Source organism: Shewanella surugensis, assembly GCF_023284005.1.
Taxonomy (GTDB): domain Bacteria; phylum Pseudomonadota; class Gammaproteobacteria; order Enterobacterales; family Shewanellaceae; genus Shewanella; species Shewanella surugensis.
Genome location: NZ_JAKIKS010000045.1, coordinates 1 through 25,874 on the forward strand (window position 1 = coordinate 1; position 25,874 = coordinate 25,874).

General features: G+C 40.0%; 26 protein-coding genes and 1 pseudogene. 10 read left to right on the plus strand and 17 right to left on the minus strand.

The features are described from left to right. Nucleotides 1-213 precede the first annotated feature (213 nt). A complete protein-coding gene (locus L2764_RS12620; protein ID WP_248940614.1) occupies nucleotides 214-1,134 on the minus strand; it encodes a sterol desaturase family protein in 921 nt (306 codons plus the stop codon). Nucleotides 1,135-1,232: 98 nt separating this feature from the next. Next, a complete protein-coding gene (locus L2764_RS12625; protein WP_248940615.1) occupies nucleotides 1,233-2,306 on the minus strand; it encodes a DUF2804 domain-containing protein in 1,074 nt (357 codons plus the stop codon). A 244-nt stretch (nucleotides 2,307-2,550) separates the two neighbouring features. On the opposite strand from L2764_RS12625, the gene L2764_RS12630 reads away from it, so the two are divergent. The 3 genes from L2764_RS12630 (at nucleotide 2,551) to L2764_RS12640 (ending at nucleotide 4,258) form a co-directional block, all read left to right on the plus strand. Further along, nucleotides 2,551-3,159: a YajG family lipoprotein gene (locus L2764_RS12630; protein ID WP_248940616.1), complete on the plus strand. Its 609-nt coding sequence runs from the start codon at nucleotides 2,551-2,553 to the stop codon at nucleotides 3,157-3,159. 10 nt (nucleotides 3,160-3,169) lie between these two features. Further along, nucleotides 3,170-3,760, plus strand: coding sequence for a peptidylprolyl isomerase (locus tag L2764_RS12635; RefSeq protein WP_248940617.1), 591 nt, complete (start codon nucleotides 3,170-3,172; stop codon nucleotides 3,758-3,760). Between the two features lie 177 nt (nucleotides 3,761-3,937). Continuing rightward, on the plus strand, nucleotides 3,938-4,258 hold the full coding sequence (locus L2764_RS12640; protein ID WP_248940618.1) for a hypothetical protein: 321 nt from the start codon (nucleotides 3,938-3,940) through the stop codon (nucleotides 4,256-4,258). Nucleotides 4,259-4,570: 312 nt separating this feature from the next. Here the strand turns inward: L2764_RS12640 and L2764_RS12645 are convergent, their stop codons facing one another. Continuing rightward, nucleotides 4,571-4,966 carry an MFS transporter gene (locus L2764_RS12645; RefSeq protein ID WP_248940619.1) on the minus strand — a complete coding sequence of 132 codons (396 nt, stop codon included), beginning with the start codon at nucleotides 4,964-4,966 and terminating at the stop codon, nucleotides 4,571-4,573. A 318-nt stretch (nucleotides 4,967-5,284) separates the two neighbouring features. On the opposite strand from L2764_RS12645, the gene L2764_RS12650 reads away from it, so the two are divergent. Then, nucleotides 5,285-6,655 (plus strand): AmpG family muropeptide MFS transporter, encoded by a 1,371-nt coding sequence (locus L2764_RS12650; protein WP_248940620.1) that lies wholly within the window; start codon nucleotides 5,285-5,287, stop codon nucleotides 6,653-6,655. An 85-nt stretch (nucleotides 6,656-6,740) separates the two neighbouring features. Here L2764_RS12650 and L2764_RS12655 read toward each other — a convergent pair whose 3' ends face one another. Then, nucleotides 6,741-7,226, minus strand: coding sequence for a YajQ family cyclic di-GMP-binding protein (locus L2764_RS12655; RefSeq protein WP_248940621.1), 486 nt, complete (start codon nucleotides 7,224-7,226; stop codon nucleotides 6,741-6,743). Between the two features lie 119 nt (nucleotides 7,227-7,345). Between L2764_RS12655 and L2764_RS12660 the strand changes: the two genes are divergently transcribed. Continuing rightward, a complete protein-coding gene (locus L2764_RS12660; RefSeq protein WP_248940622.1) occupies nucleotides 7,346-7,753 on the plus strand; it encodes a VanZ family protein in 408 nt (135 codons plus the stop codon). 54 nt (nucleotides 7,754-7,807) lie between these two features. Next, entirely contained in the window at nucleotides 7,808-8,731 is a 924-nt protein-coding gene (locus tag L2764_RS12665) for a ketopantoate reductase family protein (protein ID WP_248940623.1), read from the plus strand. A 75-nt stretch (nucleotides 8,732-8,806) separates the two neighbouring features. Here L2764_RS12665 and L2764_RS12670 read toward each other — a convergent pair whose 3' ends face one another. Continuing rightward, nucleotides 8,807-9,514, minus strand: a complete 708-nt coding sequence (locus tag L2764_RS12670) for a DUF6515 family protein (RefSeq protein WP_376708416.1) — start codon at nucleotides 9,512-9,514, stop codon at nucleotides 8,807-8,809. A gap of 193 nt (nucleotides 9,515-9,707) precedes the next feature. On the opposite strand from L2764_RS12670, the gene L2764_RS12675 reads away from it, so the two are divergent. Together L2764_RS12675 and L2764_RS12680 are read left to right on the plus strand one after the other, a co-directional pair. Then, a complete protein-coding gene (locus tag L2764_RS12675; protein WP_248940625.1) occupies nucleotides 9,708-11,210 on the plus strand; it encodes a sodium-dependent transporter in 1,503 nt (500 codons plus the stop codon). A 20-nt stretch (nucleotides 11,211-11,230) separates the two neighbouring features. After that, a complete protein-coding gene (locus L2764_RS12680) occupies nucleotides 11,231-11,305 on the plus strand; it encodes a MetS family NSS transporter small subunit (RefSeq protein WP_248940651.1) in 75 nt (24 codons plus the stop codon). Nucleotides 11,306-11,385: 80 nt separating this feature from the next. Here L2764_RS12680 and kdsA read toward each other — a convergent pair whose 3' ends face one another. From kdsA to L2764_RS12735, 11 genes are all read right to left on the minus strand, one after another. Continuing rightward, nucleotides 11,386-12,234 carry a 3-deoxy-8-phosphooctulonate synthase gene (gene kdsA / locus L2764_RS12685; protein WP_248940652.1) on the minus strand — a complete coding sequence of 283 codons (849 nt, stop codon included), beginning with the start codon at nucleotides 12,232-12,234 and terminating at the stop codon, nucleotides 11,386-11,388. Nucleotides 12,235-12,337: 103 nt separating this feature from the next. After that, nucleotides 12,338-13,594 (minus strand): DUF819 family protein, encoded by a 1,257-nt coding sequence (locus L2764_RS12690; protein ID WP_248940626.1) that lies wholly within the window; start codon nucleotides 13,592-13,594, stop codon nucleotides 12,338-12,340. A gap of 146 nt (nucleotides 13,595-13,740) precedes the next feature. After that, complete coding sequence (locus L2764_RS12695; RefSeq protein ID WP_248940627.1) at nucleotides 13,741-14,529, minus strand: transglutaminase family protein; 789 nt, start codon at nucleotides 14,527-14,529, stop codon at nucleotides 13,741-13,743. After that, nucleotides 14,529-14,924 carry a SirB2 family protein gene (locus L2764_RS12700; RefSeq protein WP_248940628.1) on the minus strand — a complete coding sequence of 132 codons (396 nt, stop codon included), beginning with the start codon at nucleotides 14,922-14,924 and terminating at the stop codon, nucleotides 14,529-14,531. Before L2764_RS12700 ends, L2764_RS12695 begins: the two co-directional genes overlap by 1 nt. Nucleotides 14,925-15,055: 131 nt before the next feature. After that, a complete protein-coding gene (locus L2764_RS12705) occupies nucleotides 15,056-15,376 on the minus strand; it encodes a hypothetical protein (protein WP_248940629.1) in 321 nt (106 codons plus the stop codon). 134 nt (nucleotides 15,377-15,510) lie between these two features. Continuing rightward, nucleotides 15,511-16,071 (minus strand): hypothetical protein, encoded by a 561-nt coding sequence (locus L2764_RS12710; RefSeq protein ID WP_248940630.1) that lies wholly within the window; start codon nucleotides 16,069-16,071, stop codon nucleotides 15,511-15,513. A 72-nt stretch (nucleotides 16,072-16,143) separates the two neighbouring features. Then, on the minus strand, nucleotides 16,144-17,586 hold the full coding sequence (hydA, locus tag L2764_RS12715) for a dihydropyrimidinase (RefSeq protein ID WP_248940631.1): 1,443 nt from the start codon (nucleotides 17,584-17,586) through the stop codon (nucleotides 16,144-16,146). 88 nt (nucleotides 17,587-17,674) lie between these two features. Then, nucleotides 17,675-18,121: a nucleoside deaminase gene (locus tag L2764_RS12720; RefSeq protein ID WP_248940632.1), complete on the minus strand. Its 447-nt coding sequence runs from the start codon at nucleotides 18,119-18,121 to the stop codon at nucleotides 17,675-17,677. Then, complete coding sequence (gene codB / locus L2764_RS12725; RefSeq protein WP_248940633.1) at nucleotides 18,105-19,394, minus strand: cytosine permease; 1,290 nt, start codon at nucleotides 19,392-19,394, stop codon at nucleotides 18,105-18,107. Before codB ends, L2764_RS12720 begins: the two co-directional genes overlap by 17 nt. A gap of 19 nt (nucleotides 19,395-19,413) precedes the next feature. Beyond that, nucleotides 19,414-20,949: an NCS1 family nucleobase:cation symporter-1 gene (locus tag L2764_RS12730; protein WP_248940634.1), complete on the minus strand. Its 1,536-nt coding sequence runs from the start codon at nucleotides 20,947-20,949 to the stop codon at nucleotides 19,414-19,416. Between the two features lie 59 nt (nucleotides 20,950-21,008). Continuing rightward, nucleotides 21,009-21,908: a nitrilase-related carbon-nitrogen hydrolase gene (locus tag L2764_RS12735; protein ID WP_248940635.1), complete on the minus strand. Its 900-nt coding sequence runs from the start codon at nucleotides 21,906-21,908 to the stop codon at nucleotides 21,009-21,011. A 353-nt stretch (nucleotides 21,909-22,261) separates the two neighbouring features. On the opposite strand from L2764_RS12735, the gene aptA reads away from it, so the two are divergent. Both aptA and L2764_RS12745 read left to right on the plus strand, forming a co-directional pair. Then, complete coding sequence (gene aptA / locus L2764_RS12740; RefSeq protein ID WP_248940636.1) at nucleotides 22,262-23,605, plus strand: omega-aminotransferase AptA; 1,344 nt, start codon at nucleotides 22,262-22,264, stop codon at nucleotides 23,603-23,605. Between the two features lie 47 nt (nucleotides 23,606-23,652). Further along, a pseudogene (locus tag L2764_RS12745) lies at nucleotides 23,653-25,119 on the plus strand (CoA-acylating methylmalonate-semialdehyde dehydrogenase). Between the two features lie 44 nt (nucleotides 25,120-25,163). Here the strand turns inward: L2764_RS12745 and L2764_RS12750 are convergent. Further along, nucleotides 25,164-25,862 carry a transporter substrate-binding domain-containing protein gene (locus L2764_RS12750; RefSeq protein ID WP_248940637.1) on the minus strand — a complete coding sequence of 233 codons (699 nt, stop codon included), beginning with the start codon at nucleotides 25,860-25,862 and terminating at the stop codon, nucleotides 25,164-25,166. Nucleotides 25,863-25,874 lie beyond the last annotated feature (12 nt).

The following is a 25,874-nucleotide window of genomic DNA, read 5'->3' on the forward strand; positions in this document are numbered from 1 at the left end:
ATGGTTATCTTGCCATGATTTTATCACTTTTGATGCACTCAAAGAGAGTGTAAAAAACATCATGGATAATTATCCGTCAAAATATACGATAACTTTTAGTTAAGCACTTACAAGTAATACCAGTTGAAACAATCAACATTCTATATTATTAAGCTTATAAACTCTGCTTTATAAAATAGAAAAAGATCAACTCCACTAATACTTACTTAATCATCATTGCTTTACGTCAACTTCAAGCGTTCGAGTTCTATCGTTTACTTCTAATACATGTTGTTCGTTAATAGGTAAATATTTTGGTGGGGCAAATAAAATACTCAACCTCTGTCTCACACTTAATCCTTTTCCCCTTACCTCTTGCCACATGCTTCCCCACTCTTTGAAAGTGACAACAAAGGGGTTAAAACTCTTCACTGAGTGAGTAATACCGTAAAGAACCCGCTCTTTTTCAGGCTCAAATGTGCCAAAAAGTCGATCCCAAATAATAAAAACCCCCGCATAGTTTTTATCTATATATTGAGGATTCCGCCCATGATGTACCCTGTGATGCGAAGGAGTATTCAATATCCACTCTAAAATACCTAATGATTGAATTGTCTGCGTATGTACAAAAAATTGTAGCCCCAAATTGAGTAGCACAGAAAAAATCACCCAACGTGGCTCGAAGCCTAAAATAACCAAGGGGATCCAAAAAATCCACATTCCGACTAATGGGTACAATAAACTCTGCCTAAACGCGGTACTAAAGTTCATGGTTTCAGAGCTGTGATGAGTAACATGAGCCGCCCACATCCAACGAATTCGATGGCTTGCGCGATGGAACCAGTAATAACAAAAATCTTGCGCTAACACCAATAAAAAGAAGTAGCTCCAGGTCATTTCAATTGAAAACAGACGCCAATTAAAAAAGTAAAAATAAAGTTCAATAATCAATAAGCCAGCAACCAGATCCGCAGTTTGATGCATTGCAGCCAAGCTAAAATTACAAAGTACTTCAGGTAATCGATATTGTGAACTTAATGGGGCCGTTGGTTTTTTATTAACAAAGTACCATTCAATAATCATGAAAACATAAAAAATAGGGGCTAAGATCAGCAGCAGTAATTCGGGATACTTAATTAATCCATTAATATCCATACGTTATTGTTCCTTTTTTCATCGTATCTTTTCTCATTCATAAAATGGCTTTTAACGTCCAACCGTCTAGGCTCACTTTATTTAACCAATAGTGATTATCACCATTTGGCATAATGATCTTCGGCTAACCCTATCACATTATTTAGCTTATGCACTCTACCGCTATTATCAATAATCGTCCCAGTGTAATAACCTAAATACTGCCTAAAGTTACTCTTAATAAAGAGTAAATTTATTTTTTCTCGTCGAAGATTTTTGATAGTAAATATTAAATCAACACAAGCATCTTCTGAATAGAGACGCCAACGGTTTTGTGCAAGTAAGTCTGATCCCGAACGCTGTAAATAAGAAAAATCAAAATGCACTGGACTAAGCGGATGTCGTTCACCATTAAACCAAAACACATTCTCATTCGTCCCCGTTTCATTGACACCCGATGCTAAATTCAATCCTATTATCGAGCCATTAAAATGCGCATTAATACTCCCCCAACGCCAACTGGTTTCTCGGCGCATAAAGCCTGCTGAAAAATCATAATTTGCCAGCGCCTTTTCAAGCGAGATCACTTTATTATCAATTGATAATGAGCCCACTACATTGAGACCATTATGCTTTTGAGTATAAGTCCAGCCGTTATAACCCGTTGGTGTGCACATAGCAATAGGTAGACTTAACACTTGAGGGCTAATATCTACATTAACAACTAATCTTGCCGTTTTAACCTCAAGGTGCCAACAGCCTTGCTCAATAATGAACTTTACCTCACCTTTTCTACTGTTAATATAAGCGACGCCATCCATAGGAGAGTGAGACATTTGATAACCGAATGAGCCAAGCTTAAGCCACTGAGTTTCAATCAGTTCATCATTTTTAATGTCATAAAAATAACAAAAAGCACTGCCCAAATAACGAATATCCGCTATTGCCACAGCAACAATATATTCAGGAGTGACAATACTAACAAACTGAAATTGTTTAAAATCCAAGTATTTAGATAATGAAGACGCAGGTTTATCCATGTTAGTCACGTAGCTGAAATTTTCAATACCTAATGCAGCCACCGGTCCATCAAATTGACCAAAAACCACTTTACCCACTTTACTAATTAAACATTCAGGCGCAGCCATCCCGAGTGAGGAGGGCGTAGTAGGTTTTATTTGAGTTAATTTCATCCGCTCTTATTCCTTAAGCAATACGCATTATTCGCCCAGTAAAAACACAGAACGATCTTCTGCTGAGTAAATTCCACCCAATGACTGTACGTTAAAAACCTTTGACTAACAATCACAAGCCTTATCTCTCCTTAAAGCCGTTAAAGAAGGTTTGGCTATTAAAATGAAGTAAGCACGTTGCACTCTGGCATAGAAAACCAATTCTGGTATCCTATTGCGTTCCATTATAGAGAGAATTAACACCATGATAATGAGACATTTCTATTTATTACTGCTTGTTTCAATCGGTCTAACAGGCTGTACAAGTTATTCGCCACGTTATATAGCCTTAAATCCACAAGTTCCCATTATCAACGTGCAAACTGCCGAACATACAAGCATTTCAATGAGTACAACCGATATTAGACCGTTCCAATATATTGTTCGTTTCATTGATGATGGAAACGTGACTCGTCAAATCAGTGCCAGTGAGCCTTTACGCGATCAAATGAATCGTGTTTTACAAGCTGGATTACAAGAAGCGGGTTATCAAGTCTCTTCAGATCCCCATAATTCTGTAGAATTTCAAATTGAAAAATTGCTCACCAATGTTGATGAAGGCGTATTCGGGTTTACAGCCAAGACTGAAATTATTATCAATGCCGTAGCCAATAAACAGCGAGACATTATAACTGGCGCCAGTACCAAAACGGAAAGAAAAACACTCAATAAACGTTTTCGGATCAAAGCGATGCTCAAAAAACCACTGAGTCCTGATTTTGCCACTTTGGAGCTTGAAATAAATAAACAACTCGCCATACTCACACAAGAAATCATTACGGATCCAGAGCTTAATCAATTCATTCAAGGATAGAATCAACACAATGAAAACGCTTAATCATTACCTTGCAGGTCTGTTATTTTTATTTATGAGCCACAATGCGTTTGCTAGCGACATTCAGCCTAATACTTTATTTCCTAAAGTAAAACTGACAACCAGCATGGGCACAATCATTGTTGAATTAGATAGAAGCCGGGCACCTATCACTGTGGATAATTTCCTCACCTATGTGGTCAATGGACATTATGATAATACGCTCTTTCATCGCATCATTCCCGGATTTGTCATACAAGGAGGGGGGCTTGATTTACAAGAAAATGAAAAGCCAACTTCAGCCCCTATTGTTAACGAATCGGGCAATGGACTGTCTAATGCCGTAGGGACGATCGCTATGGCAAGAGAGAATGAACCTCATACAGCAACCAGTCAATTCTACTTTAATATAGGTGATAATGAACGACTCGACCCTTCTTCTCGCCGTTGGGGATATGCTGTTTTTGGTTATGTTATCCAAGGTGAAGAAGTCCTTTTAGCCATGTCATCAGTCCCCACCCAGATCAATGAAAAATTAAATTGGCCCGATTTCCCCATCAAGGGGATTATTTTACTAAAAGCAGAATTATTACCAAGATAAATATACCTCCAAACCCGTTAATTTGGCTATAAGCAACCTATCAATATAGATAGGTCTTAAACAATAAACAATATAAAAGTGATCTATGTCACAAAAATGTCATTTTTGGCTATTTTTATTTCAAGTCATTAATTTTACTTCTATACTTAAGTTGCACAGCAAAAAGGAGGCAACTCAATGACACCTAATGAGTTCATTGATGATAAAGCACCCCAGCTGGCAATGTATGGAAAAGCATTTTTAGGTGAACAATTAGAATTTAATGAAATTCAATTATATTTATGGGACACCTTAGAAGAATGGCAAATGTATAACCATCAAGGGGATGCACAAACTGATATTGAAAAAGTGTTCTGGCACCTGCTTCATGCCTTTGATCGATGGCCTGATTGGATGATCCGTGGTAATCATTTTTTAAGGCAGCAAATCGATGACTGTTGTGATTATTTGAGCATTGGGGGAAATATTCCCCAAGGTTGCATAGGGATCAGACCTTAATTTCATATCGACTCATCATCGACAAAAGCCTGAATAATTCACATTCAGGCTTTTTCATTTTAAGCCTAAAAAGAGTATTTTTAAGCTTAAATCGATAAATCCGTATTCTTTGTTTCCTTTGAAAAAAGGATAAACATTTGATGAGGATAATGAACAACAGCGGTCTTGAAAGGGTGAGGATTTAGCTTATTTTCTTTTTGTCTTTGTAAAAACAATGGTGACTCATTAGTAAAAGACAATACGATGACAACGATAACACCTAGAAAGGCAAAAAATAAAAAAGATAACCGCCAGCCCCAATTGCTCATTTGCTCATTTGCTCATTTGCTCAGCTGTTAGCCATGAACTTAATAAATAAAAAGAGTAAATTCCCAATACGAAACCAACAAATATGCCCACCATAACAAACGATGTCACTAATCCTTTTCGATTTTCTGGTGCTGACTCAATCAGTAAAGAACCAGAATTAGTGGGTTCTGCACTTATCGACATGGTTTGTAATATACGTAGAATAGTTAACAACAAAGGTGAAAAGAAACCAATAGAATCATAAGAAGGCAACAAGCCTATCAAAGCGGTGATCACAGAAGAAATAATCACTGTCGCCATGAGGGTATTTTTCCTGCCGTGTTTATCGGCATAAACACCAGCAATAGCAGAACCTATGGGACGAAATAAAAACCCCAATGCAAAAACAATAAAATACAAAATATATGCATTAGAACTTGAAGTAAAAGGGAAAAAACTTTAGATAACACTAAAGAAAAATAAGCGTATAACGCAAAATCAGCCCATGCAACCGTATTCCCTAAAATAATAGCAATTGATAATTTTTTATCAATTTTATCATATAGTAACATATGGATTCCAAAATAATGAATACCCCCGGTCCTTAAATTGAAGTGTAGTTCAAAAACATACTCAGCATATCAGCAGCCAGTGATACCCATTTGTTAATCATATTAACCTTGAACCTTAAACCCGTCCCGCTTAAGCTAGCCTTAACTAACATGACGCAGTGATTTTATGACATTAGCCAGCGCTCACTTCCAACAATTTAAACAAGCCCTTTCCATCTATCGCCATAAACGTGTCCTTGTTTTACTCTTTCTCGGGTTTTCATCAGGGTTACCATTAATGTTAGTGTTTTCTACACTGTCATTCTGGCTCAGAGAAGCTGGCGTTGATCGAACCGCAATTGGATACTTTAGTTGGATAGCCTTAACTTATGGTTTCAAGTGGGCATGGTCTCCACTCGTTGATAGGCTGTCCTTACCTATTCTGACCCGATTGTTAGGCAGAAGACGTGCTTGGATGTTGCTTTCTCAGAGCTTGGTTGTCGTGGCTATTATGGGAATGAGCCAAAGTAATCCGCTCAATGATCTTAAAAGTCTCGCTTTATTTGCATTCATGATCGCTTTTTCTTCTGCAACCCAAGATATTGTGATTGATGCCTTTCGCATCGAATCTGCTCCGCAAAAAATGCAAGCGGCATTAGCCGCAGCCTATCAAGTGGGTTACCGTAGCGCAATGATCATCGCTACCGCTGGTGCATTAACCATTGCAGCTTGGGTTGAGCCTGATAGCCAAACATATAATTTACTCGCTTGGCAAACAGCCTATCTCGTCATGGCAGGATTTATGGCGGTTGGAATATTAACCACACTTTTGTGCCGTGAACCCAATGTTGAAACCAAAGAGGCTGATGAACAAGAAGCACAGCTTAAACTTGAATTATCAAACCGCTACCCAGCGCAAATAGCAGGAATAATATCTTGGTTATATACCGCTGCCGTTTTACCTTTCGTTGATTTTTTTAAACGTTATGGTCGCAGTGCTATTTTAATCTTACTGCTCGTTTCCTGCTACCGCATTTCAGATATTGTAATGGGCATAATGGCCAATGTGTTTTACGTTGATATGGGATTTTCTAAAACTGAAATCGCCACCATAACCAAAGTGTATGGATTAATAATGACCTTAGTTGGGGCAGGATTCGGTGGGGTCTTAATTGCGCGTTTTGGCACAATGAAAATTCTCTTTTTAGGCGCTGTACTTGCATCAATCACCAATGTCTTATTCGCCTACCAAGCCATGATAGGGTATAACACGACAGTACTTACCACTATCATCTCTATTGATAATTTCTCTGCTGGTATTGCGACATCAGCCTTTATCGCTTATTTATCGAGCTTAACCAGTAGTGGTTATAGCGCGACTCAATACGCCTTATTGTCTTCAATCATGTTGTTATTCCCCAAATTTATCGCGGGATTCTCTGGGGTCTATATTGATCACTTTGATTATATTAGCTTCTTTATTGGTACCAGTATTATCGGTATCCCCGTATTGGGCCTCATCTTACTGGTTAACAAATATGCCCCCCATCCAGAATGACCCCTAAAAACAAAGCCCTCACAGGAGGGCTTATTCAACATATACCCAAGTTCATTTAAGATGCAGAGATCAACGGGCTTGGATATTAATCTCTAAAGTTATCAAACTGAAAAGGCTGACCTAAATCGGCTCCTTTTGCCAGAGTCATCACAGCTTGCAAGTCATCTCGTTTTTTTCCTGTGACTCTCACTGAGTCACCTTGAATCGACGATTGTACTTTTAATTTACTGTCTTTAATCAACTTAACTAATTTTTTGGCTATCAGGGTTTCGATGCCTTGCTTGAAGTTCACTTTTAAAGAAAATGTCTTGCCGCTATGTACGGCTTTATCGTCGACATCCATCGAGGCGGGATCAATATTTCGCTTACTTAACTGCATACGCAAAATATCAACCAATTGCTTGCATTGAAAATCATCCTCTGCCGATAACGTTACCATATGATCTTTATATTCAACGCTCGCCTCTTTACCACGAAAGTCAAAACGACTACTGAGTTCACGTCGCGAATTATCCACAGCATTACGTAATTCAACTTCATCAACTTCGGATACTATGTCCATAGAAGGCATAATTTGGCTGTCCTATTACTCATTAAAAAATAAATACTAGTGTACCCATGGAGCAAGTAAAGTTGAAGGTGTAAAAGATAAAATAAGCTTATAGGTGACTTTAGGTGGTAATTTGGCCTATGATAAACTCAAACAACAACACGACGCCTAAGCTTGTGAGCACTAAACCCTTTATATTTAAAATTGCACTTGTGGTATCATTTATACTAATCAGTTACTTAGTATTCTCACAACCCAATTTCAATCCATCTTGGATCCCTTATTTCGATAAGCTCGCCCACTTTGGTAGCTTTTTCTTACTGTCTTATTTAGCCTACTTTGCTTTTAAGCCTAATCATTATACCTTAGTGAGCATTTTAGGTTTCTATGCCATGGCGATAGAAGTTGTGCAATCACTATTACCTTACCGCAGTGCCTCTTTTGCCGATCTCCTCGCCGATTTTGTTGGCATGTTATGTTTCTATTTATCCCATTTAATCTATCTTCAGCTCACTCAAAAAATGAATGAAATATCATCAAAACATTAATGCTGTTTTGGTATAATAAAAAGCCTTTTATATGATGACATGTACCGTTTCAATATGAATAAAATCGCTATCTTAGGAACTGGTGCCATTGGTCAATTAATCCATTACCAATTAAACCAATCCATTAAAAAAACTGACTCACTATGCTTTATTGACCGTCAAAAAACACGCTGCCACAAAGTGAACGTGACCACCTTATTAGGTGATATTCTTAAGTATGATGCAAACTTCATCAATGCCCAGAGTCCTCAGTCTGCTTTCACTGATATTCAACTCTTGATTGTTTGTGTGAAATCTTATCAAGTGATTGATGCTTTAGTACCCCTTATCAATCAACTCCCTCCCCGTTGCCATATTTTATTACTCCATAATGGAATGGGGCCTCATCTCATTCTACAAGAGAAATTACACGCCTCTTATCCCACTATCGGCTTAAGTTTAGGCACAACTTCACAAGGCGCACTAAGACACACTGCTTGGCATATAGAGCAAACGGGCACTGGACTCACTCAATTTGGTCATCATAGTGGTCCATTAATGGTTGAGAGCCTAAAGGCTCGGCTTCTTAATAGCATTGACAATGCACAATATTGCGAGTCTATTCTACCCATGCTATGGCAAAAATTAGCGGTTAATGCGGTTATTAATCCGCTAACGGCCATTGAACGGTGCAAAAATGGGGCATTATCAGCCGAACGATTTCGCTTACAGATAGACACTATCGCTCAAGAAATCATATTAGTTGCACAACATGATGCCATTTTATTGAATAAAGCAGCATTAATTCAACGTATTTTAGATGTGATCAGCCTGACAAAAAATAACTTTTCTTCGATGTACCAAGATATCACCCATCATAGACGCAGTGAAATTGATAATATCAATGGTTATATTATTCAACGAGCTGAAAAGCATCGACTCTCCGTACCTGAAAATATTCTGCTTTATCATAAAGTCAAAGATCTAGAATCAATTTAAAAATAAGCATAGACCTCTTAAAAAGGTGACTTGAATTGACAAGTCACTTTTTCAACCTATTAACCCTATAAGTTATTAGTTCAGTTTTACCGCGAGATAGACCACGCCGCCATGACTCACTTGGGGTAAAAAGTATAACGACCCGTATCTAAAATACTGCATACCATTCCTTTGCACTGACTCCGTATTTTCAGGTAATTCAGAATAAACTTCCCCAGCAATGTACTGCCCCGACATTTTAATCACTTGATTACTTGAGTGAGGTTCAGTCACTACCACATAATCTCGAGTATTTTCCTTATAAAGATAATAGGTTCCTTCAAAAATAAAATAAGGAGTGACACCTATTACGATTCTTCGATAGCCCGCTGGCAATACTTTAACTCTAGCACCGTGTGGACTGGCAACCACTTGGTATTGTCCACGGACAGAACGATAATAAAATCCATCATAAAAATAGTAATTATTCTTTTTGACGACCACCCGAGTCGCCCCTTTAGGCATATGCTTTCTTTTATAACCCACTTTATGCTTAGGTTTTTTAACAATAACCACCACTTTTTCATTTTTTTTATTGCTATGCTTTTCAGAATAATGATGAGACTCACTAAAAGTAAATGGACTAAATAAAATCGAGGGGATCAGTAATAATAAGGTATATCGACTGGCTTGTTTCATAATGGCCTTAAAAGGGAAATCCCTAAAATAATAATAAAAAGAATCTATAACGTCGTAAAGTAAATAAATGTCAGCATCAATAAAACTCAAGTAAAGCCCAATCAATCAGAGAGCCGCACCTTAATAAAGCTTGCTTGACTAAATTCAATGACCATAAATTTATGCAATAAGTTCCATTTTATATCTAAGTCGAAAAGTAATATCAAATCTAATGCCAATTCATTCAACAAATAGAAAGAATTGTAACTAAACTTTTATTAACACAAAGAATAACCTAGCAATCATTTAAGGACAATTTATGGGGAGGGAGCAATGGAATTCAAGAACAGGTTTTATATTGGCTGCGGTAGGCTCAGCGATTGGACTGGGCAATATTTGGCGTTTTCCTTACATCACCTATGAAAATGGTGGCGGTGCATTCTTCATTCCCTATTTATTTGCAATGGCCTCAGCAGGGATCCCCTTTATGATTATGGAATTTACCATGGGTCATAAATGGCGTCGAGCGGCCCCCGGTATATTCACAAAATTAGGCGTCGATCTTAAGCTCAGATTACAATGGTTAGGCTGGTTTCAAGTCATGATAGCAGCCGTCATTGGGATCTATTATGTGGCGATCATTGGCTGGTCAATCTCCTACTTAGGCTTGTCATTTACCCAAAATTGGGGAGACAATACCAATGATTTCTTTTTTACTCAATATCTACAATTAGGGGCATATTCACCCTTTAACTTAGGTGATTTATTACTCCATATTGCCATTCCTATGTTTATTGCATGGAGTATTACTTTTTTTGCTGTTTATACTGGTATAAAAGAAGGAATAGAAAGAGCCAATAAAATATTAATGCCATTACTCCTTATCATCGTGTTATTTCTTATCTCACAAACGGTCTTTCTCCCAGGGGCGCAAAAAGGGCTTAATTATTTATTTCAACCCGACTTTAGTCAACTATTAAACGTTAAAGTGTGGTCAGCTGCTTACGGGCAAATATTTTTCACGTTAAGTGTCGGTTTTGCCATCATGCTCGCTTACTCCAGCTATCTGCCTAAAAAGTCAGATATCAATAATAATGCCATCATAACCGTATCGATTAATTGTGGTTTTTCTATCTTGGCGGGCATACTCGTTTTTAGCGTGCTCGGTCATATGGCCGAAGAACAAGCCCAACCGATCACCAATGTGGTTTCATCCGGTGTTGGTTTGGCTTTTGTCACCATTCCAGAAGCCATCAGTCATTTACCGATCCCTTATATTCTTGGGCCATTATTTTTCACCTCCTTAGTCGTTGCAGGGTTAAGTTCTCATATCTCCATTATAGAAGCCGTGATTTCAGCAATCATCGATAAATTAAACTATCCTCGTAAAAAAGTGGCCACCTTAGTCTGTGGACTCGGGTTCATTATTTCTATGCTATTTGCCACTAATGGCGGAATATTATTACTCGATTTAGTCGATTACTTTATTAATAACATTGCACTGATCTTCAGCTGCCTTGTCGAAGTCATTATCTTAGCTTGGTTTATCAAAGCGTCTATTATACGCCATTATGCTAATCAACTTTCTGATTTTAATACGGGAAAATGGATGGAACTGTGCTTACGTTATATGAGTCCTGTTATATTGCTCATTATCTTAGTCCGCAACTTAATCAATACCTTCACTCAAGGGTATGGTGATTATACTTTTATGGATCAACTTTTACTGGGCTGGGGGTTAATCACCTTCATGCTACTGCTCTCAATCATCATCAATATCTGTTCTAAGAATAACCGACATGATGATAAGGAAAACTTATGACAAATTCGGCAATAATTATGATGTGTATCAGTTTAATCATTACTTGGGGAGGCGCTGCAATTTGTATCGCTATCGCGATCTGTAAAAAAGAATAATCTCTTCACATTGGATCATTCAAGCATTAAAAAAGCCGCTCATCATTCGATGAGCGGCTTATGATCACAATCAATATTGTCTAACGACTGGTATCAATCGGTTCAAAAGACTTAACTAAATCATCAACAGCTTTCATTTGTGTTAAATAGTTTTCTAGCAGATGTAACGGTAAGGCGCATGGACCATCACATTTAGCCTGATCGGGATCAGGATGAGCCTCTATAAATAAACCCGCTAATCCCAAGGCCATACCACTACGAGCAAGCTCAGTTGCTTGCGCGCGACGTCCACCAGCAGAGTCTGTCCGTCCCCCAGGACGTTGTAGAGCATGCGTCGCATCAAAGATAACGGGGTAACCTGATTGCTTCATTTCATCCATGCCCAACATATCAACCACTAAATTGTTATAACCGAAGCTGCTGCCACGCTCACACAAAATAATATTATCATTACCCGCTTCATTAAATTTGGTAATAATATGACGCATTTCATGAGGCGCTAAAAATTGCGGTTTTTTAACATTGATAATCGCGCCGGTTTGCGCCATCGCCACCACCAAGTCAGTTTGGCGAGCCAGAAATGCTGGCAGCTGGATAATATCAACCACTTCAGCAACAGGCGCACATTGATACACCTCATGCACATCCGTTATGATCGGTAAGTTAAAGGTTGATTTAATTTCTTCAAAAATTTTCAGCCCTGCTTCCATACCCGGCCCACGATAAGAATTAACCGAAGAACGATTAGCCTTATCAAAAGAGGCCTTAAAAACATAAGGGATCCCTAATCTTTGTGTCACTTCAGCATATGTTTCAGCAATTTTCATTGCTAAATCGCGAGACTCGAGTACGTTCATACCACCAAATAAAACAAACGGCTTATCATTGGCAATGTCTATCGTATCTAACTTAATCACTTTATTACTCATCATTATATCTCTTTAATAAAACCAATTTGTTATTTGGAAAGTCATTATTTGGAAGTATCCGCCACATAAAAAAATGTTTATCTCTCATGTGGCATAACGTATGTTACGGCGTGGCAATCAACTGTAAAATTTGTCCACAAAACCACGCCATATAAGTGCCTAAAGCATATCCCAACACCGCTAACAATACACCCACGGGGGCAAGCGCGGGATGAAAGGCCGCAGCAACCACAGGGGCTGAGGCGGCGCCGCCCACGTTAGCTTGGCTCCCCACCGCCATGTAAAACAACGGCGCCTTAATAAGCTTGGCCACCAGCAACATGAAAGTTGCATGCACCAACATCCAAATAATACCAATGGCAAAATACCAGAGATTGGCCTCATCAGCCAACTTAGACACGTCCATATGCAAGCCTATGGTCGCCACTAAGATATATAAAAAGACTGAAGCCACTTTAGATGCGCCCGCGGCCTCTATATGACGAACCGGACTAAAAGAGAGCGCTAAACCGATACTCGTCACTAACACAATCAACCAAAAGAATTTAGAGGTTAAACTATAGGCCTGTGTCCACGGATAGTGAGTCTCAAAAAAGGGCCCAAGAAAATCGGCCGCAAAGTGCGCCAATCCAGTCACGCCAAAACCAATAGCCACAATCAACATCAAATCACGAAAACTAGGTATACGCGCATTTTCTGCATGATATTTCTCAACCTTCGCCTTTAATACATCAATTGCCGACGTATCCGCACCCGTTTTAGCATCAATCTCTTTGGCTTTGGAGGCCATAAATAGCAGCACGGCCATCCAAATATTGGCGACAATAACATCGACGGTCACCATCACAGAAAAGATATTGCCTCCGGCGCCATAAATTTCTTTCATTGCCGCCTGATTCGCGCCACCACCAATCCAGCTCCCCGCTAATGTGGTCATGCCTCGCCATACGGCATTAGGGCCATTTCCGCCGATAACATCTGGATTAATTGAAGAAATAATCAATAGTGCAATTGGGCCGCCGATGACGATACCCACAGTCCCGGTGAAAAACATAATAAGCGCTTTAGGCCCTAAAGCTAAAATAGCTTTTAAATCCACACTTAAAATCAACAGTACTAAACAAGCTGGAAGCAAGTAGCGCGATGCAACAAAGTATAATTTGGAGGTGTCACCGTTAACAATACCAAAGGTATTTAATAGCGAAGGAAGAAAGTAGCATAAAAGTAATGCCGGTATATAACGGTAAAACTTTTTCCAGAAAGGATGGGAACTGGTGCTAGTGTAAAAAATACCGCCTAGAATCGTGGTTAACATCCCCAAGGCAATCGCATCATTAGTCACTAAAGCTGCATCACTCATAAATTATTCTCCCTTGCAGTCGTCGCTGCTTTATTATTATTTTTCCGTTTCACTGGTATTTAAAAATCAATCAATAACGACGCTCTTAAATAAGAGCGCCTGAGCATTATTATCAAAAATGAAGAAATTGACTGTAAAATAAAGAATTAATGAAATATTTCGACTTCATTACGTAACTCTTTTAACTGTATTTTGACTAACTCAATGAGAGGATCATTAGGGCTATTATCAATGAAATATTCCAAATCAGCGGTCGCCATACTTAAACAGCCTAATTGCTGAGCTATGAAGGCACGCTCTCGATTAAGGTTGAGATCTTCTTTATGCCATTGCAGTAATAAATTACTACACTCCATCGCGGGTTCAAATTGACGTGAAATAATACAGCCAGCCTTAAGCTCATGGATCATACGTGACACGATCCGTTTAGGTGTAGCTGGTTTTAAATAACTGGCTTTCAACTTTGCCGCATTCCCTAACTCACCTCGGACAAACACATGTAATTGATGCTTACTTAACCCTTCACCCGTTAATGGATCTAAATAAAAGATGTCACTATCAATACGACAACACAAAGCCGTATAACCGGGTAATAAGATTAAATCCATCGACAAATCAAGCTGCTTAGCAAGCAACATCAATAATGTCGCCAACGTCGTGCTGTTGCCTTGTCGAGTGACTAAGCAGCGTCCCACATCAGCCGCTTCCACACTAAAATAGTCTTCCCTCGCACAAAAGCCTTTATCTTTATAAAACCAATTGAGCAAAGCCGATAAACGTTCATGCCGATCGATGACATAATGACTTAATACTGACCCCGCCAATGCATACCAAGCCCATTGTGTGCTTTGCACTTTTGAAAAGCCAAGATGTTCTGTTATTTCAAATGCGATTTCAGGTAATTTTTTCGCATCATTAAGAATGAATTTTGTCATCAACCTACTAATATTGCTTGTTTAAAGATAGCTATTTTCGCAGCATACACCACCCAGCCTAATGCACCAAATGCAGCAAAAATCTTAAAAAGTTTGCCTCGATTCGCCTTTAACGCAATCGTAGCCAATACTATATAGGCAGCAACCGCGCCTAACTTTTCGGTCAGCCAAGGATCAACAAATGGGAATTGCTGGATCACGATACATAAAAGCACACCGGATAAAAGTAAAAATGTATCAATGACGTGAGGTGATATCTTCAGCCACTTCTTCTCCAACATAACCGAACTGCGTAAATGTAGAACAAATCGGAAAATAAAGAACAATACACTTGTTGCAACAAGCGTAAGATGTAGGTGCTTAATGCCAGGATATAAACCCGTTAAAAATTCCATGTTAAAGTATCAAGTGACTAACAAAGGCATTAGTGTACCCGATCCCTACGCGCATCACCAAGTTTCAAGATTAAAAGTCATATTCACATGATGTTATACCGATGCCTTCCCTCTCAATGCCCCAGCCAGACTTACTCTTGGATCACTTTAGTCCCTTTTAATGAAAATAACATCGCTTCCAATAACTGAATATAAAACAAGCAAGGATTAGGGTGTAATTGAAGGGAATAACGACAGCTTATCGCCGTTCCAAGCGAGAAGACTCCCTCGCCTTTTTCATTTGGCTGCAACGAAACCGTAAGCTGCCTTTTCATATAGGCCATTTCAACATCTGCACATGACAATGCCCAGTGCTCTGTCGGATGAATATAAAAAAGCACATTCGTGTCTGAAGTCGCTGCAGCATTATAGCCCGCGATCATACCAGCACTGCTCGTCAATTTTAATCTCATTGCCTTCCTTAGCTCCTGTGAACCATTATTGTCAGACTATTCGCTATGATTATAGTCAATAGAATAACAAGTCCTATTACAGGTTATTACACATCTAAATATATTATAAAATCAATTTATTAACTAATTTACCATCACTGCTCGCTTAGTGCTTTAATACATTGCTCTCTTATTTTCCACACAGCTTTGGCTTGCTCTAATCCAAACAGGTTTTGTATAAATGCATAATGAAAGGGTTGCTTGCCCGCTGTTATCTCATCAGCCGTTATATTTTTCTCAATAAAAAATGCTGTAATGGGCTCACTCGGTACAGTCATAAAACGGGTCAAATCCACTCGATTGCCTTGATAAGATAAATAGCAATGTGCCTCAAGGATAAATGCTTGCTGATATTGCTCCAGCACTTCACCGACTCCAGGGGTATTGGCCTGTGTCATCGCATAAATACCAATAGTGAGTTCAACCTTAATGCCCAACTCATCTACTAATGCCTTTAGCAAAGCGTGTTTCGTACTACAGGTGCCTTTCTGCTCTTTAATCACACTCAGATAATTCTGACTATCACGAGTACGACCATAGGGTAATCGCCAAATCCAATCACAGACTTGATGAAAAGAGTCAAAACCCATGTCGATTAAGGTTTCAGAGATAGGTCCATTAGGCTTTAGCGCTTTATTGGGTAATATAGAATACATACTTACTTCAAACTCCTTGAATATTAATCTATTATAATCAAGGAGCATGTCATCTTTTAATGTAAATTACCGCTATTTTCGCTTAACTGCGCCTTGAGTATGCTGCTGTTTAAACGTATCCATCGCTTTAAACATCGGATGGAATGCGGGCCTTTTAATATATCGACCCGCTCCGCGTACAGCTCTTAAATCACCATCCACCCAAACTAAGTTGCCATTACTGATGGTATGGGAAGCGATGCCTTTGACTTTGCGTCCTTCGAAAATATTAAAGTCAATATTCTGATAGTGCGTTTTCGCCGATATGGTCCGCGAACCTTGTGGATCCCACACCACAATATCGGCATCAGATCCGACACTAATCACACCTTTTCTTGGGTAAACATTAAATATTTTTGCCGCATTAGTCGATGTTGCCGCCACAAATTCGCTCATGGTTAGACGGCCAGTATTGACACCCGCATCCCAAAGAACCGTCATTCTATCTTCAACCCCAGCAGTACCATTAGGAATTTGACTAAAATCATCTTTACCCATGGCTTTTTGATCCGCGCAGAAACAACAATGATCGGTGGCTGTTGTCTGTAAGTTTCCCGATTGTAAGCCTTGCCATAGTGCTTCTTGATGCGGCTTACTTCTAAAAGGAGGGCTCATCACATGAGCGGCGGCAAAGGTAAAATCAGGATTTTGATAAACACTGTCATCAACCAACAAATGACCCGCTAAGCACTCTCCATAAACCCGTTGACCCGCATTACGCGCTTTCACAATGGCATCTAAAGAATCTTTACATGACACATGTACCACATAAAGTGGCGCATTCATCACTTCGGCAATTTTAATCGCTCGATTTGCCGCTTCACCTTCTACTGCGGGGGGGCGAGACAAAGGGTGCCCCTCAGGACCGGTGATCCCTTGCGCTAACATCTCTTTTTGCAATTGAAAAACTAATTCACCATTTTCAGCATGCACAGTGGGTATCGCACCAAGCTCAACACAGCGACGAAAACTATTCACCAAAATTTCATCATCTGCCATAATGGCATTTTTATAGGCCATAAAGTGTTTAAAACTATTGACCCCATGATCGGCCACTAAGGTTCCCATGTCTCTATGTACTGACTCATCCCACCAAGTCACTGCCACATGAAAAGAATAATCAGCGGCTGATTTTTCAGCCCAACCTCTCCACTCGTTATACGCTTCCATCAAAGATTGCTTGGGCGCTGGGATCACAAAATCAATAATGCTGGTGGTACCGCCTGCAAGTCCTGCGGCGGTTCCGGTATAAAAATCCTCACTCGCCACCGTTCCCATAAAAGGCAGCTGCATATGCGTATGGGGATCAATGCCGCCAGGCATCACATATTGCCCACTCGCATCAATCACCTCTGCAGTACTAGGGACGTTTAAATGCTCCCCAACACCTTTTATCAAGCAATCTTCGCAATACACATCGGCTAGAAAGCTGGTATCGGCATTAACAACTGTGCCGCCTTTTATTAGAATTGACATGCTAAGCTCCCATTTTTTATCTTCTATAACCCTGAAAATCCCAACAACATATCCCCAAATGCAATGACATAAAGCCTGATATGATCACTTAAACACCAATATCTTCATTCCATAATTTAGGTTGCTGCTCTATAAATTGAGTCATTAAATCAATGCATTGACTATCATTCAAAACCCTTACCTCAATCCCTTGAGATTTCAAATATTCTTCCGGCCCTTGAAAAGTGACATTCTCACCTACCACAATGCGAGGAATGCAATAAAGTAATGAGGTCCCGCTACACATCGCACAGGGGGATAACGTCGAATAGAGTGTTGATTTCTGGTATTGCGCCGCAGTTAACCGCCCTGCATTCTCTAAACAGTCCATTTCAGCATGTAAAATTGCACTGTTTTTTTGTACTCTTTGATTATGTCCTCTCGCAACAATTTGATTATTGATAACGAGTACAGAGCCTATTGGGATCCCTCCTTCAGATAAACTTTTCTTAGCTTGTAACAGCGCGGCTTGCATGAACTCATGATCTTGGTACATTATTTTCTCCCATAACACGACGTTTAAAAATTCTCCCGAATAAGCTATAACCAATAATCGCTGCCACGATGCCATTCACAGGGGCGATACCAGGGCTAAAGTAAGCAATAAAACAGGCAATAAAGTACGCCGCTATACCTGAAATATTCACTTTAGAGAAGCGAGCCTGATCCATTTGAGGATAACGTTTTTTCCGAACAAAAAAATAATCACCAATAATCACACCGCCAATAGGTGGAATAAAGGTTCCCAGTAATAACAAAAAGCCCAATAAATGTTGATCAATACGAAAAAGCGCTAATACAATCCCAATCATCGCTCCCACTAACGTCATTAACCGCCGATTATTGGTGCGAAATAAATGGCATGCCGCCAATGAAAAATTATAAATAGTATTGTCTTGTGTTGTCCAAAGACTCATTAATAACATTAAACAACCAAACCAAAATAACTTTTGTAATAATAAGACGGCCACCACATCCGATTCACCATATACTAATGCCCCTACCGCACCGACAACCGTCATTAATCCATTGCAGATTAAAAAAGCCAATAAACTTGACCAAATAGCCGCTCTTGGTGATGGTGCAAACCGAGTCCAGTTCGTTGATTGTGTCGCGCCACTAGAAAATGTGCCAAAAATAATGGTAACAGCCAAACCAAAAGACAATACTCCCGTAATCGGCTCTGGCACTGATAATGCACCGTTTTGACTTGCTTCATAACTGTTATATAAGCTCACCCCAATGAAAAACAGTATCAGAGGGACAGAAACAATGGATAAGACTTCCAAGCCTCGATAACCAATATAAGCCGTTATACAGAATGCTATTCCAAAAAAAACGATAATACAGTGTAAATAAGACGAATAAAGTGCAGAATCTGGAGTGACCCCTATCATTTGTAAACTATAGACGGCCAGTATCGCGATCCCCCAAGCATACCAACCGATTTGAGTTAAACCCAATATTAAGTCCACGATTGCGCCGCCAAAGTGACCAAAGCTAAATCGTGCTAAAAGTTGGGTATTTAATCCGGTATGAAAAGCAAGATTAGCCAGTAATGCTGCATAGCCTCCCAGCAGCACATTACCAACAAAAATAATCACAATGAGATCTGGCCAAAAGGGAAAAGCAACCCCGACTTGTCCTCCCGCAAACATGGTCGCTGTAAATAGCGTAAAACCCATCAATATCCAACTCAATGACAGTACCGTTTTTCGCCCCGACAATGGCACTTCAGACAAAGGGTAATCTTGATTTTTAATATCCATATACCCCATCTTAATCAAATTAATGAGTGGTAGTTATGCGACTTTTATTCTTTAAATATCCAGTAAAAAAGTAACCTGTTAAGGCTATCCCCTTATCGCCTGTTAGTTTACAAAGGATATAATAAGTGATCCCACCCAATATCGAGCCCGTAAACCAACCATAATGATAAAACCAAGAAAAGGTCTCGACATTCACCGCAATTAGAGTCAAACAAACGGGAAAAAGAAAAGCCATCATGCCCGGATAATGTACGCCTTTATAAATACCATGTGTTTTATAAAGCTCGGGTAAATTTAAATATTGCTTACGAATAATGAAATAATCAACCACCATGATCCCAGCAATAGGTCCCAGTAAACTCGAATAACCTAACAGCCAACTGGAATACCTATCTTCCAGATATAAATCAGTCTGGATCCAGTCCATTCGCAGCATAAGATCATATGACATTAATAGAAAGCCAATGAATCCCGTTAATAATACCCCTTTTGTATGATTAATTTTTTTAGGCGCGATATTTTGAAAATCATTGGTTGGCGACACCACATTTGCCGCGGTATTGGTTGATAACGTCGCCACAATAATGAAAAACATCGCAATCACGACCCCAACTGGGTTATTAATTTTACCGATAAGATTTACGGGATCAGAAATCGTTTCCCCGACTAATCCCTGTGATGCTGCCGTTAATATCACCCCCAATGAAGCATAAAAAAACATGGTGAAAGGCAACCCCAACATTTGCCCTAGAATTTGATCTTTTTGTGATTTAGCGTAACGACTAAAATCCGGAATATTCAGTGATAACGTAGCCCAAAAACCGACCATTGCGGTCAAAGCACCAAAGAAATAGGGCCAAACAGAGGCATTTTCAGGTCGTTTCGGCGGCACGGCAAGTAGCTCAGTCATCGACACTTGAGGGTAAGCCCACATCATCAAGCCTATCCCTACCGCTAATAAAATCGGTGCCGACAATGACTCCAAGATTTTAATCGATTCGGCGCCTTTAATGACAATATAAACATTCAAGAAAAGAAATAAGAAAAAACCAATCACCTCTCCTTTCCCACCTAATGACTCCCAGCCTGGCACTAAATGGGAGAGCAATATATGAATAGCGATCCCGCCAAACAAAGTCTGTATACCAAACCAACCACAAGCCACCACCGCCCTAATAATGCAAGGGATATTGGATCCTATTACCCCAAATGATGATCGCAATAATACTGGAAAAGGAATACCATATTTAGTCCCTGCAAATGCATTTAATGTCAGCGGAATAAGGATGACGATATTGGCCAATAGAATCGTTAATAAGGCTTCTTTCACATCTAACCCAAAAAAACTGGTCAATACCCCACCGAGAGTATACGTTGGCACACATACCGCCATCCCTACCCACAATGCAGCCACATTCCATTTTGTCCATGTCCTTTCGGCTATTTTTGTTGGGGCGATGTCATGGTTGAAATGCTGACTACTGCTGACATCATCTTCAATGTCTAACTCATATAACTGACCTTTTTTAATGGGTTTTGATATCAAAATCGCCATAATCACCCTTATTATTTATAATAAATTTAATGAACAAATATGAGTCTATCGGATCCTTTTTACAGCGATTTTTTAGGGCTCCATTGATAGCCTTCAGTCAAATCAGCATACGTTTCAGGGCGTCTATCTCGCAAAAACTGCCAACCATTCCTCACTTGCTTCACCATGTCTAAATCAATTTCATGGACTAAAAGCTCATCTTTATCTCGACTCGCTTGAGCTTCAATTTTGCCATTTGGATTAACAATATAACTAGAGCCATAAAATTCACCCATTTTTTCATCCCAAGGGGCTTCTTTTCCAACTCGATTAATGGCGCCAATGAAAACACCATTCGCCGCCGCAGATGCCGGTTGCTCAAGTTCCCATAAATATTCACTCAATCCCGCCACCGTTGCAGAAGGGTTAACAATATATTCAGCACCGTTTAATGCTAATGCTCGCCAACCTTCAGGGAAATGTCTGTCATAACAGATATATACCCCCAACTTACAATAAGCCGTATCAAATACTGGGTAACCATGGTTACCTGGCTTGAAATAATGTTTCTCCCAAAAACCGGGGGCTACATCCGGAATATGATTCTTGCGATACTTACCGAGATAACTGCCATCAGCATCAATGACTGCCGCGGTATTATAATAAACGCCGGTCACATCTTCTTCATAAATAGGCACCACCAACACCATGGCATGCTTCTTAGCCAACCCTTGCATGAGCTTAACCGTTGGGCCATCGGGGATTTTCTCAGCAGATTGATACCATTTATTGTCTTGGCTGGGGCAAAAATAAGCTTGAGTAAAGACTTCTTGAAAACAGAGAACTTGGACTCCTTGATTGGCTGCGGATTCAATCAAGGGAAGATGTGCATCAAGCATTGCTTGCCGGATCACCTCAACACTTTCAGAGGTATCGGCTTTTAAACTCATTTGAATTAAACCACATTTAACTTTAGTCATCCTTTATCTTCCTATTCGTCAATTTACTCACTTTTATAGAAGCTGAAACTCGCTTAAAAACCTTGCCAAAAACAAACTTTAGGGGCTTTTAGTCCTTGTATACGCATGACAATGGGTCAATAAGTGAAACTACAATAGCCTAAAAAAAAGCTTCAATGTATATTTTATTATCAAAATTTGTGTATTTCCTCAACGCTTCAGTATATTTTACATACAGATTGCTACTAATCATTGTCGTCAAGTCAGGCATGCTTATTGGCTAAAGACTCATCAGTCAGCATAGATAAATACGCTAACCCAAAAGCACTTAGTTCTCATTGATGCAACTCAAATACAACTTGAGGGAAGGTTATATGACACAACATGATCCACAGCCCCTTTCAAAAGAGACTCTATCTTTAGAGCATTATTGGATGCCTTTTACTGCTAACCGGCAATTTAAAGCGAAACCTAGACTCTTAAGTAAAGCCAAAGGGGTTTACTACCAAGATACTGCTGGTCGACCGATATTAGATGGCACTGCGGGGTTATGGTGTTGTAACGCCGGCCACTCCCGAGAAGAAATCATTAATGCAGTGAGCCATCAAATACGTGAGATGGATTTTGCACCTTCTTTTCAAATGGGTCATCCCCTCATTTTTCAACTCGCTCAACGCCTCTCACAAATCAGTCCCAAAGGACTGAATAAAGTTTTTTTTACGAACTCAGGCTCAGAAGCGGTTGATAGCGCCTTGAAAGTGGCACTCAATTTTCATCGAGCCAATGGAGAAGCCAGTAGAACGCGATTCATTGGTCGGGAGTTAGGTTATCATGGTGTTGGCTTTGGCGGTATTTCAGTTGGAGGGATCCCAGCCAACCGCAAAAGTTTTAGTGCACAACTGCTACAAGGGGTCGATCATCTACCGCATACGCTTGATATTGAAACAAATGCATTCTGTCGAGGCCTGCCAGAAAGTGGAATAGAAAAGGCTGATGCGCTAGAAAATATTATTTTATTACAAGGTGCAGAAAATATTGCGGCGGTTATCGTTGAACCATTAGCGGGATCGGCAGGTGTCATACTCCCTCCTAAAGGCTATCTTGAACGGCTGAGGCAAATCACCAAAAAACACGGGATCTTATTAATTTTTGATGAAGTGATCACCGGGTTTGGTCGAATTGGTGACGCTTTTGCGAGCCAACGCTGGAATGTCATTCCTGACATGATCACCACAGCTAAAGGCCTCACCAATGGTACAGTGCCTATGGGAGCCGTTCTCATAGACGACCATATTTATGATATCTGTATGAATGCGCCAAAAGATACCATAGAACTCTTCCATGGATATACTTACTCAGGCCATCCCGTTGCTGCTGCCGCCGCATTAGCCTCTTTAAATATATATCAAAATGAACAGCTTTTTCAAAGCAGTAAACAGTTAGAAAACTATTTTGAAAATGCGATCCATAGCTTAAAAGGCTTAAGCAATGTTATCGATATCCGAAATTTTGGTTTGGTGGGTGCTATTCAATTTTCTCCCAGCCAGGCAGGGATCGGTAAGCGAGCCTTTAGCATTTTCGAAGAGTGCTTTAACAGAGGCAGTCTTGTGAGAGTGACCGCTGACACCATAGCCCTATCTCCACCATTAATTATTGAAAAAGAACAAATAGATCAACTTATTAATACGTTATCTGATGCCATTGTAAGTGCCGATTGAATCATGATATCCGCACGTTAGCATCAACCCTAATAGGACGAGAATATATGAAATCAATCACACATTACATCAATGGACAACATAGTCCGGAAAGTGAACGCACTCAAACGGTTTTTAATCCCGCTACTGGTCAGCCACAAGCGGATCTCTCTTTAGCCAGTCGAGTCGAAGTTGAAAGTGCTATCAAGGTGGCGAAACAAGCCTATCAAACTTGGTCTCAAATCACCCCGTTAAACCGTTCACGTATTCTGTTCAAGTTTAAAACATTAATTGAAGAGAACATAGATGAACTTGCCATGCTCATTAGCCATGAACATGGCAAAGTACACGATGATGCCAAAGGTGAAGTGGTTCGCGGAATTGAAGTTATTGAGTTTGCATGTGGGATCCCACACCTACTCAAAGGTGAACATACAGAACAAGTCGGCAGTGGTATCGATGCTTGCAATCTTTAGGAGTCGTAGCAGGGATTACACCGTTTAATTTTCCCTTTATGGTACCCATGTGGATGTTTCCTATCGCTATCGCTTGTGGCAATACTTTCATTTTAAAACCCTCAGAAAAAGATCCGAGTGTGGTTATTCGTATTGCTGAACTTCTCACTCAAGCGGGGTGCTTAATGTGGTCAATGGTGATAAAGAAGCCGTCGATACCTTACTCACCCATGATGATATCAAAGCCGTTAGTTTTGTCGGCTCAACTCCCGTCGCAGAATATATTTACACCACCGCCTCAGCACAGGGTAAACGCGTTCAAGCTTTAGGGGCGCTAAAAAACATATGTTATTAATGCCGGATGCCGATCTTGATAAAGCCGTTAATGCCGTCATGGGAGCCGCTTTTGGATCGGCTGGCGAGCGCTGTATGGCAATATCAGTCATTATTGCCGTTGGGGATATCGCCGATCCTCTCATCGAAAAACTCAGCCCTCGAGTCAGTAACTTAAAGATAGGTGACGGCATGATCCCTGCAATGGATATGGGCCCTATGATCACCAGAGATCATAAAAACAAAGTCGAAAACTACCTTGAAATAGGCTTAAAAGAAGGGGCTCAACTCATCAATGATGGCCGTCAACTCTCCGTTAAAGATAGAGAAGGAGGATACTTTCTTGGGGGCTGCTTATTTGATCATGTCACGCCCAATATGCGCATTTATCAAGAAGAAATTTTTGGTCCCGTCTTATGTGTTGTCAGAGTGAAAGATTATGACGAGGCTTTATCTCTCATTAACCTGCATGAGTTTGGTAATGGTACCGCCATTTTTACGCAAAATGGCGAGATAGCACGTCACTTCTGTCATCATGTCCAAGTCGGTATGGTCGGAGTCAACATCCCTATTCCCGTTCCAATGGCTTTTCATAGTTTTGGTGGCTGGAAGCGCTCTTTATTTGGTCCATTACATATGCATGGTCCTGATGGAGTGCGCTTTTATACCAAACGTAAAGCCATTACCGCCCGCTGGCCAACGATCATGCATGATCAAACTGAATTTGTGATGCCCACAATGAAATAATTACGCCCGCTGAAAAAGGTAAACTAACTAACGATCCACAATGTTTACTTTTTTTGTTTTTTAAACCAAGTATTAAACTTCTTCTGTAGCGCGACTTCATCGCGGCGAAATAAAAACACTTTCTCCGATGTTGTATATCGCTTTTTTGAACGTAAGCCACATAATAAAGGGTTAATACGACTAATATAATCCACTTCGATTGAATCAGTGAACATCACATCGGCTTTATTTTCGACCAAGTAACGAAAAGGAAGGTGATTGTTTGGCACAATAATTAATGTGGCCTTTTTTATTCTCGATAAAGCAAAACGTTCGTTGGTTCCGCCGCGATTTTCCACAATGCGTATTCCGGTACGATCGATATCATGAAAGTCATTAAAGCGTGACTGATCACGACAACGCATTAATGCCGTTTTACCAAACACCGCAATAGGAACAGAGACTAAAAACTGCTCGGCTCGACCCTGAGTCGCAGAAATCCCCCCTACAGCCATTTGAAAACGTCCACTAGCTAAATCAGTCGATAATTCAGGCCAATGAGTCTGAACAAATGTCACCTCAAATCCCTCATCTTTAGCAAAACGCTGTAAAAGCTCAATCGCTTCACCACTGAAAACGTGGCTTGGCTCATCAAGCCACGTCAATGGCCGATAATCTCCCGTCGTCCCAACCAAGAGTTGCTCAGCTGCTGATACATTAAAACAACAACTCCAGATCAGCAGTAATACCACATTCAATTTCATTTGATTGCTCCA

Coding starts and splice junctions, on each gene's coding strand:
- L2764_RS12620 (WP_248940614.1), bottom strand. CDS start 1,134: ATGGATATTAATGGATTAATTAAGTATCCCGAATTACTGCTGCTGATC.
- L2764_RS12625 (WP_248940615.1), bottom strand. CDS start 2,306: ATGAAATTAACTCAAATAAAACCTACTACGCCCTCCTCACTCGGGATG.
- L2764_RS12630 (WP_248940616.1), top strand. CDS start 2,551: ATGATAATGAGACATTTCTATTTATTACTGCTTGTTTCAATCGGTCTA.
- L2764_RS12635 (WP_248940617.1), top strand. CDS start 3,170: ATGAAAACGCTTAATCATTACCTTGCAGGTCTGTTATTTTTATTTATG.
- L2764_RS12640 (WP_248940618.1), top strand. CDS start 3,938: ATGACACCTAATGAGTTCATTGATGATAAAGCACCCCAGCTGGCAATG.
- L2764_RS12650 (WP_248940620.1), top strand. CDS start 5,285: ATGACATTAGCCAGCGCTCACTTCCAACAATTTAAACAAGCCCTTTCC.
- L2764_RS12655 (WP_248940621.1), bottom strand. CDS start 7,226: ATGCCTTCTATGGACATAGTATCCGAAGTTGATGAAGTTGAATTACGT.
- L2764_RS12660 (WP_248940622.1), top strand. CDS start 7,346: ATGATAAACTCAAACAACAACACGACGCCTAAGCTTGTGAGCACTAAA.
- L2764_RS12665 (WP_248940623.1), top strand. CDS start 7,808: ATGAATAAAATCGCTATCTTAGGAACTGGTGCCATTGGTCAATTAATC.
- L2764_RS12675 (WP_248940625.1), top strand. CDS start 9,708: ATGGGGAGGGAGCAATGGAATTCAAGAACAGGTTTTATATTGGCTGCG.
- kdsA (WP_248940652.1), bottom strand. CDS start 12,234: ATGAGTAATAAAGTGATTAAGTTAGATACGATAGACATTGCCAATGAT.
- L2764_RS12690 (WP_248940626.1), bottom strand. CDS start 13,594: ATGAGTGATGCAGCTTTAGTGACTAATGATGCGATTGCCTTGGGGATG.
- L2764_RS12695 (WP_248940627.1), bottom strand. CDS start 14,529: ATGACAAAATTCATTCTTAATGATGCGAAAAAATTACCTGAAATCGCA.
- L2764_RS12700 (WP_248940628.1), bottom strand. CDS start 14,924: ATGGAATTTTTAACGGGTTTATATCCTGGCATTAAGCACCTACATCTT.
- L2764_RS12705 (WP_248940629.1), bottom strand. CDS start 15,376: ATGAGATTAAAATTGACGAGCAGTGCTGGTATGATCGCGGGCTATAAT.
- L2764_RS12710 (WP_248940630.1), bottom strand. CDS start 16,071: ATGTATTCTATATTACCCAATAAAGCGCTAAAGCCTAATGGACCTATC.
- hydA (WP_248940631.1), bottom strand. CDS start 17,586: ATGTCAATTCTAATAAAAGGCGGCACAGTTGTTAATGCCGATACCAGC.
- L2764_RS12720 (WP_248940632.1), bottom strand. CDS start 18,121: ATGTACCAAGATCATGAGTTCATGCAAGCCGCGCTGTTACAAGCTAAG.
- codB (WP_248940633.1), bottom strand. CDS start 19,394: ATGGATATTAAAAATCAAGATTACCCTTTGTCTGAAGTGCCATTGTCG.
- L2764_RS12730 (WP_248940634.1), bottom strand. CDS start 20,949: ATGGCGATTTTGATATCAAAACCCATTAAAAAAGGTCAGTTATATGAG.
- L2764_RS12735 (WP_248940635.1), bottom strand. CDS start 21,908: ATGACTAAAGTTAAATGTGGTTTAATTCAAATGAGTTTAAAAGCCGAT.
- aptA (WP_248940636.1), top strand. CDS start 22,262: ATGACACAACATGATCCACAGCCCCTTTCAAAAGAGACTCTATCTTTA.
- L2764_RS12750 (WP_248940637.1), bottom strand. CDS start 25,862: ATGAAATTGAATGTGGTATTACTGCTGATCTGGAGTTGTTGTTTTAAT.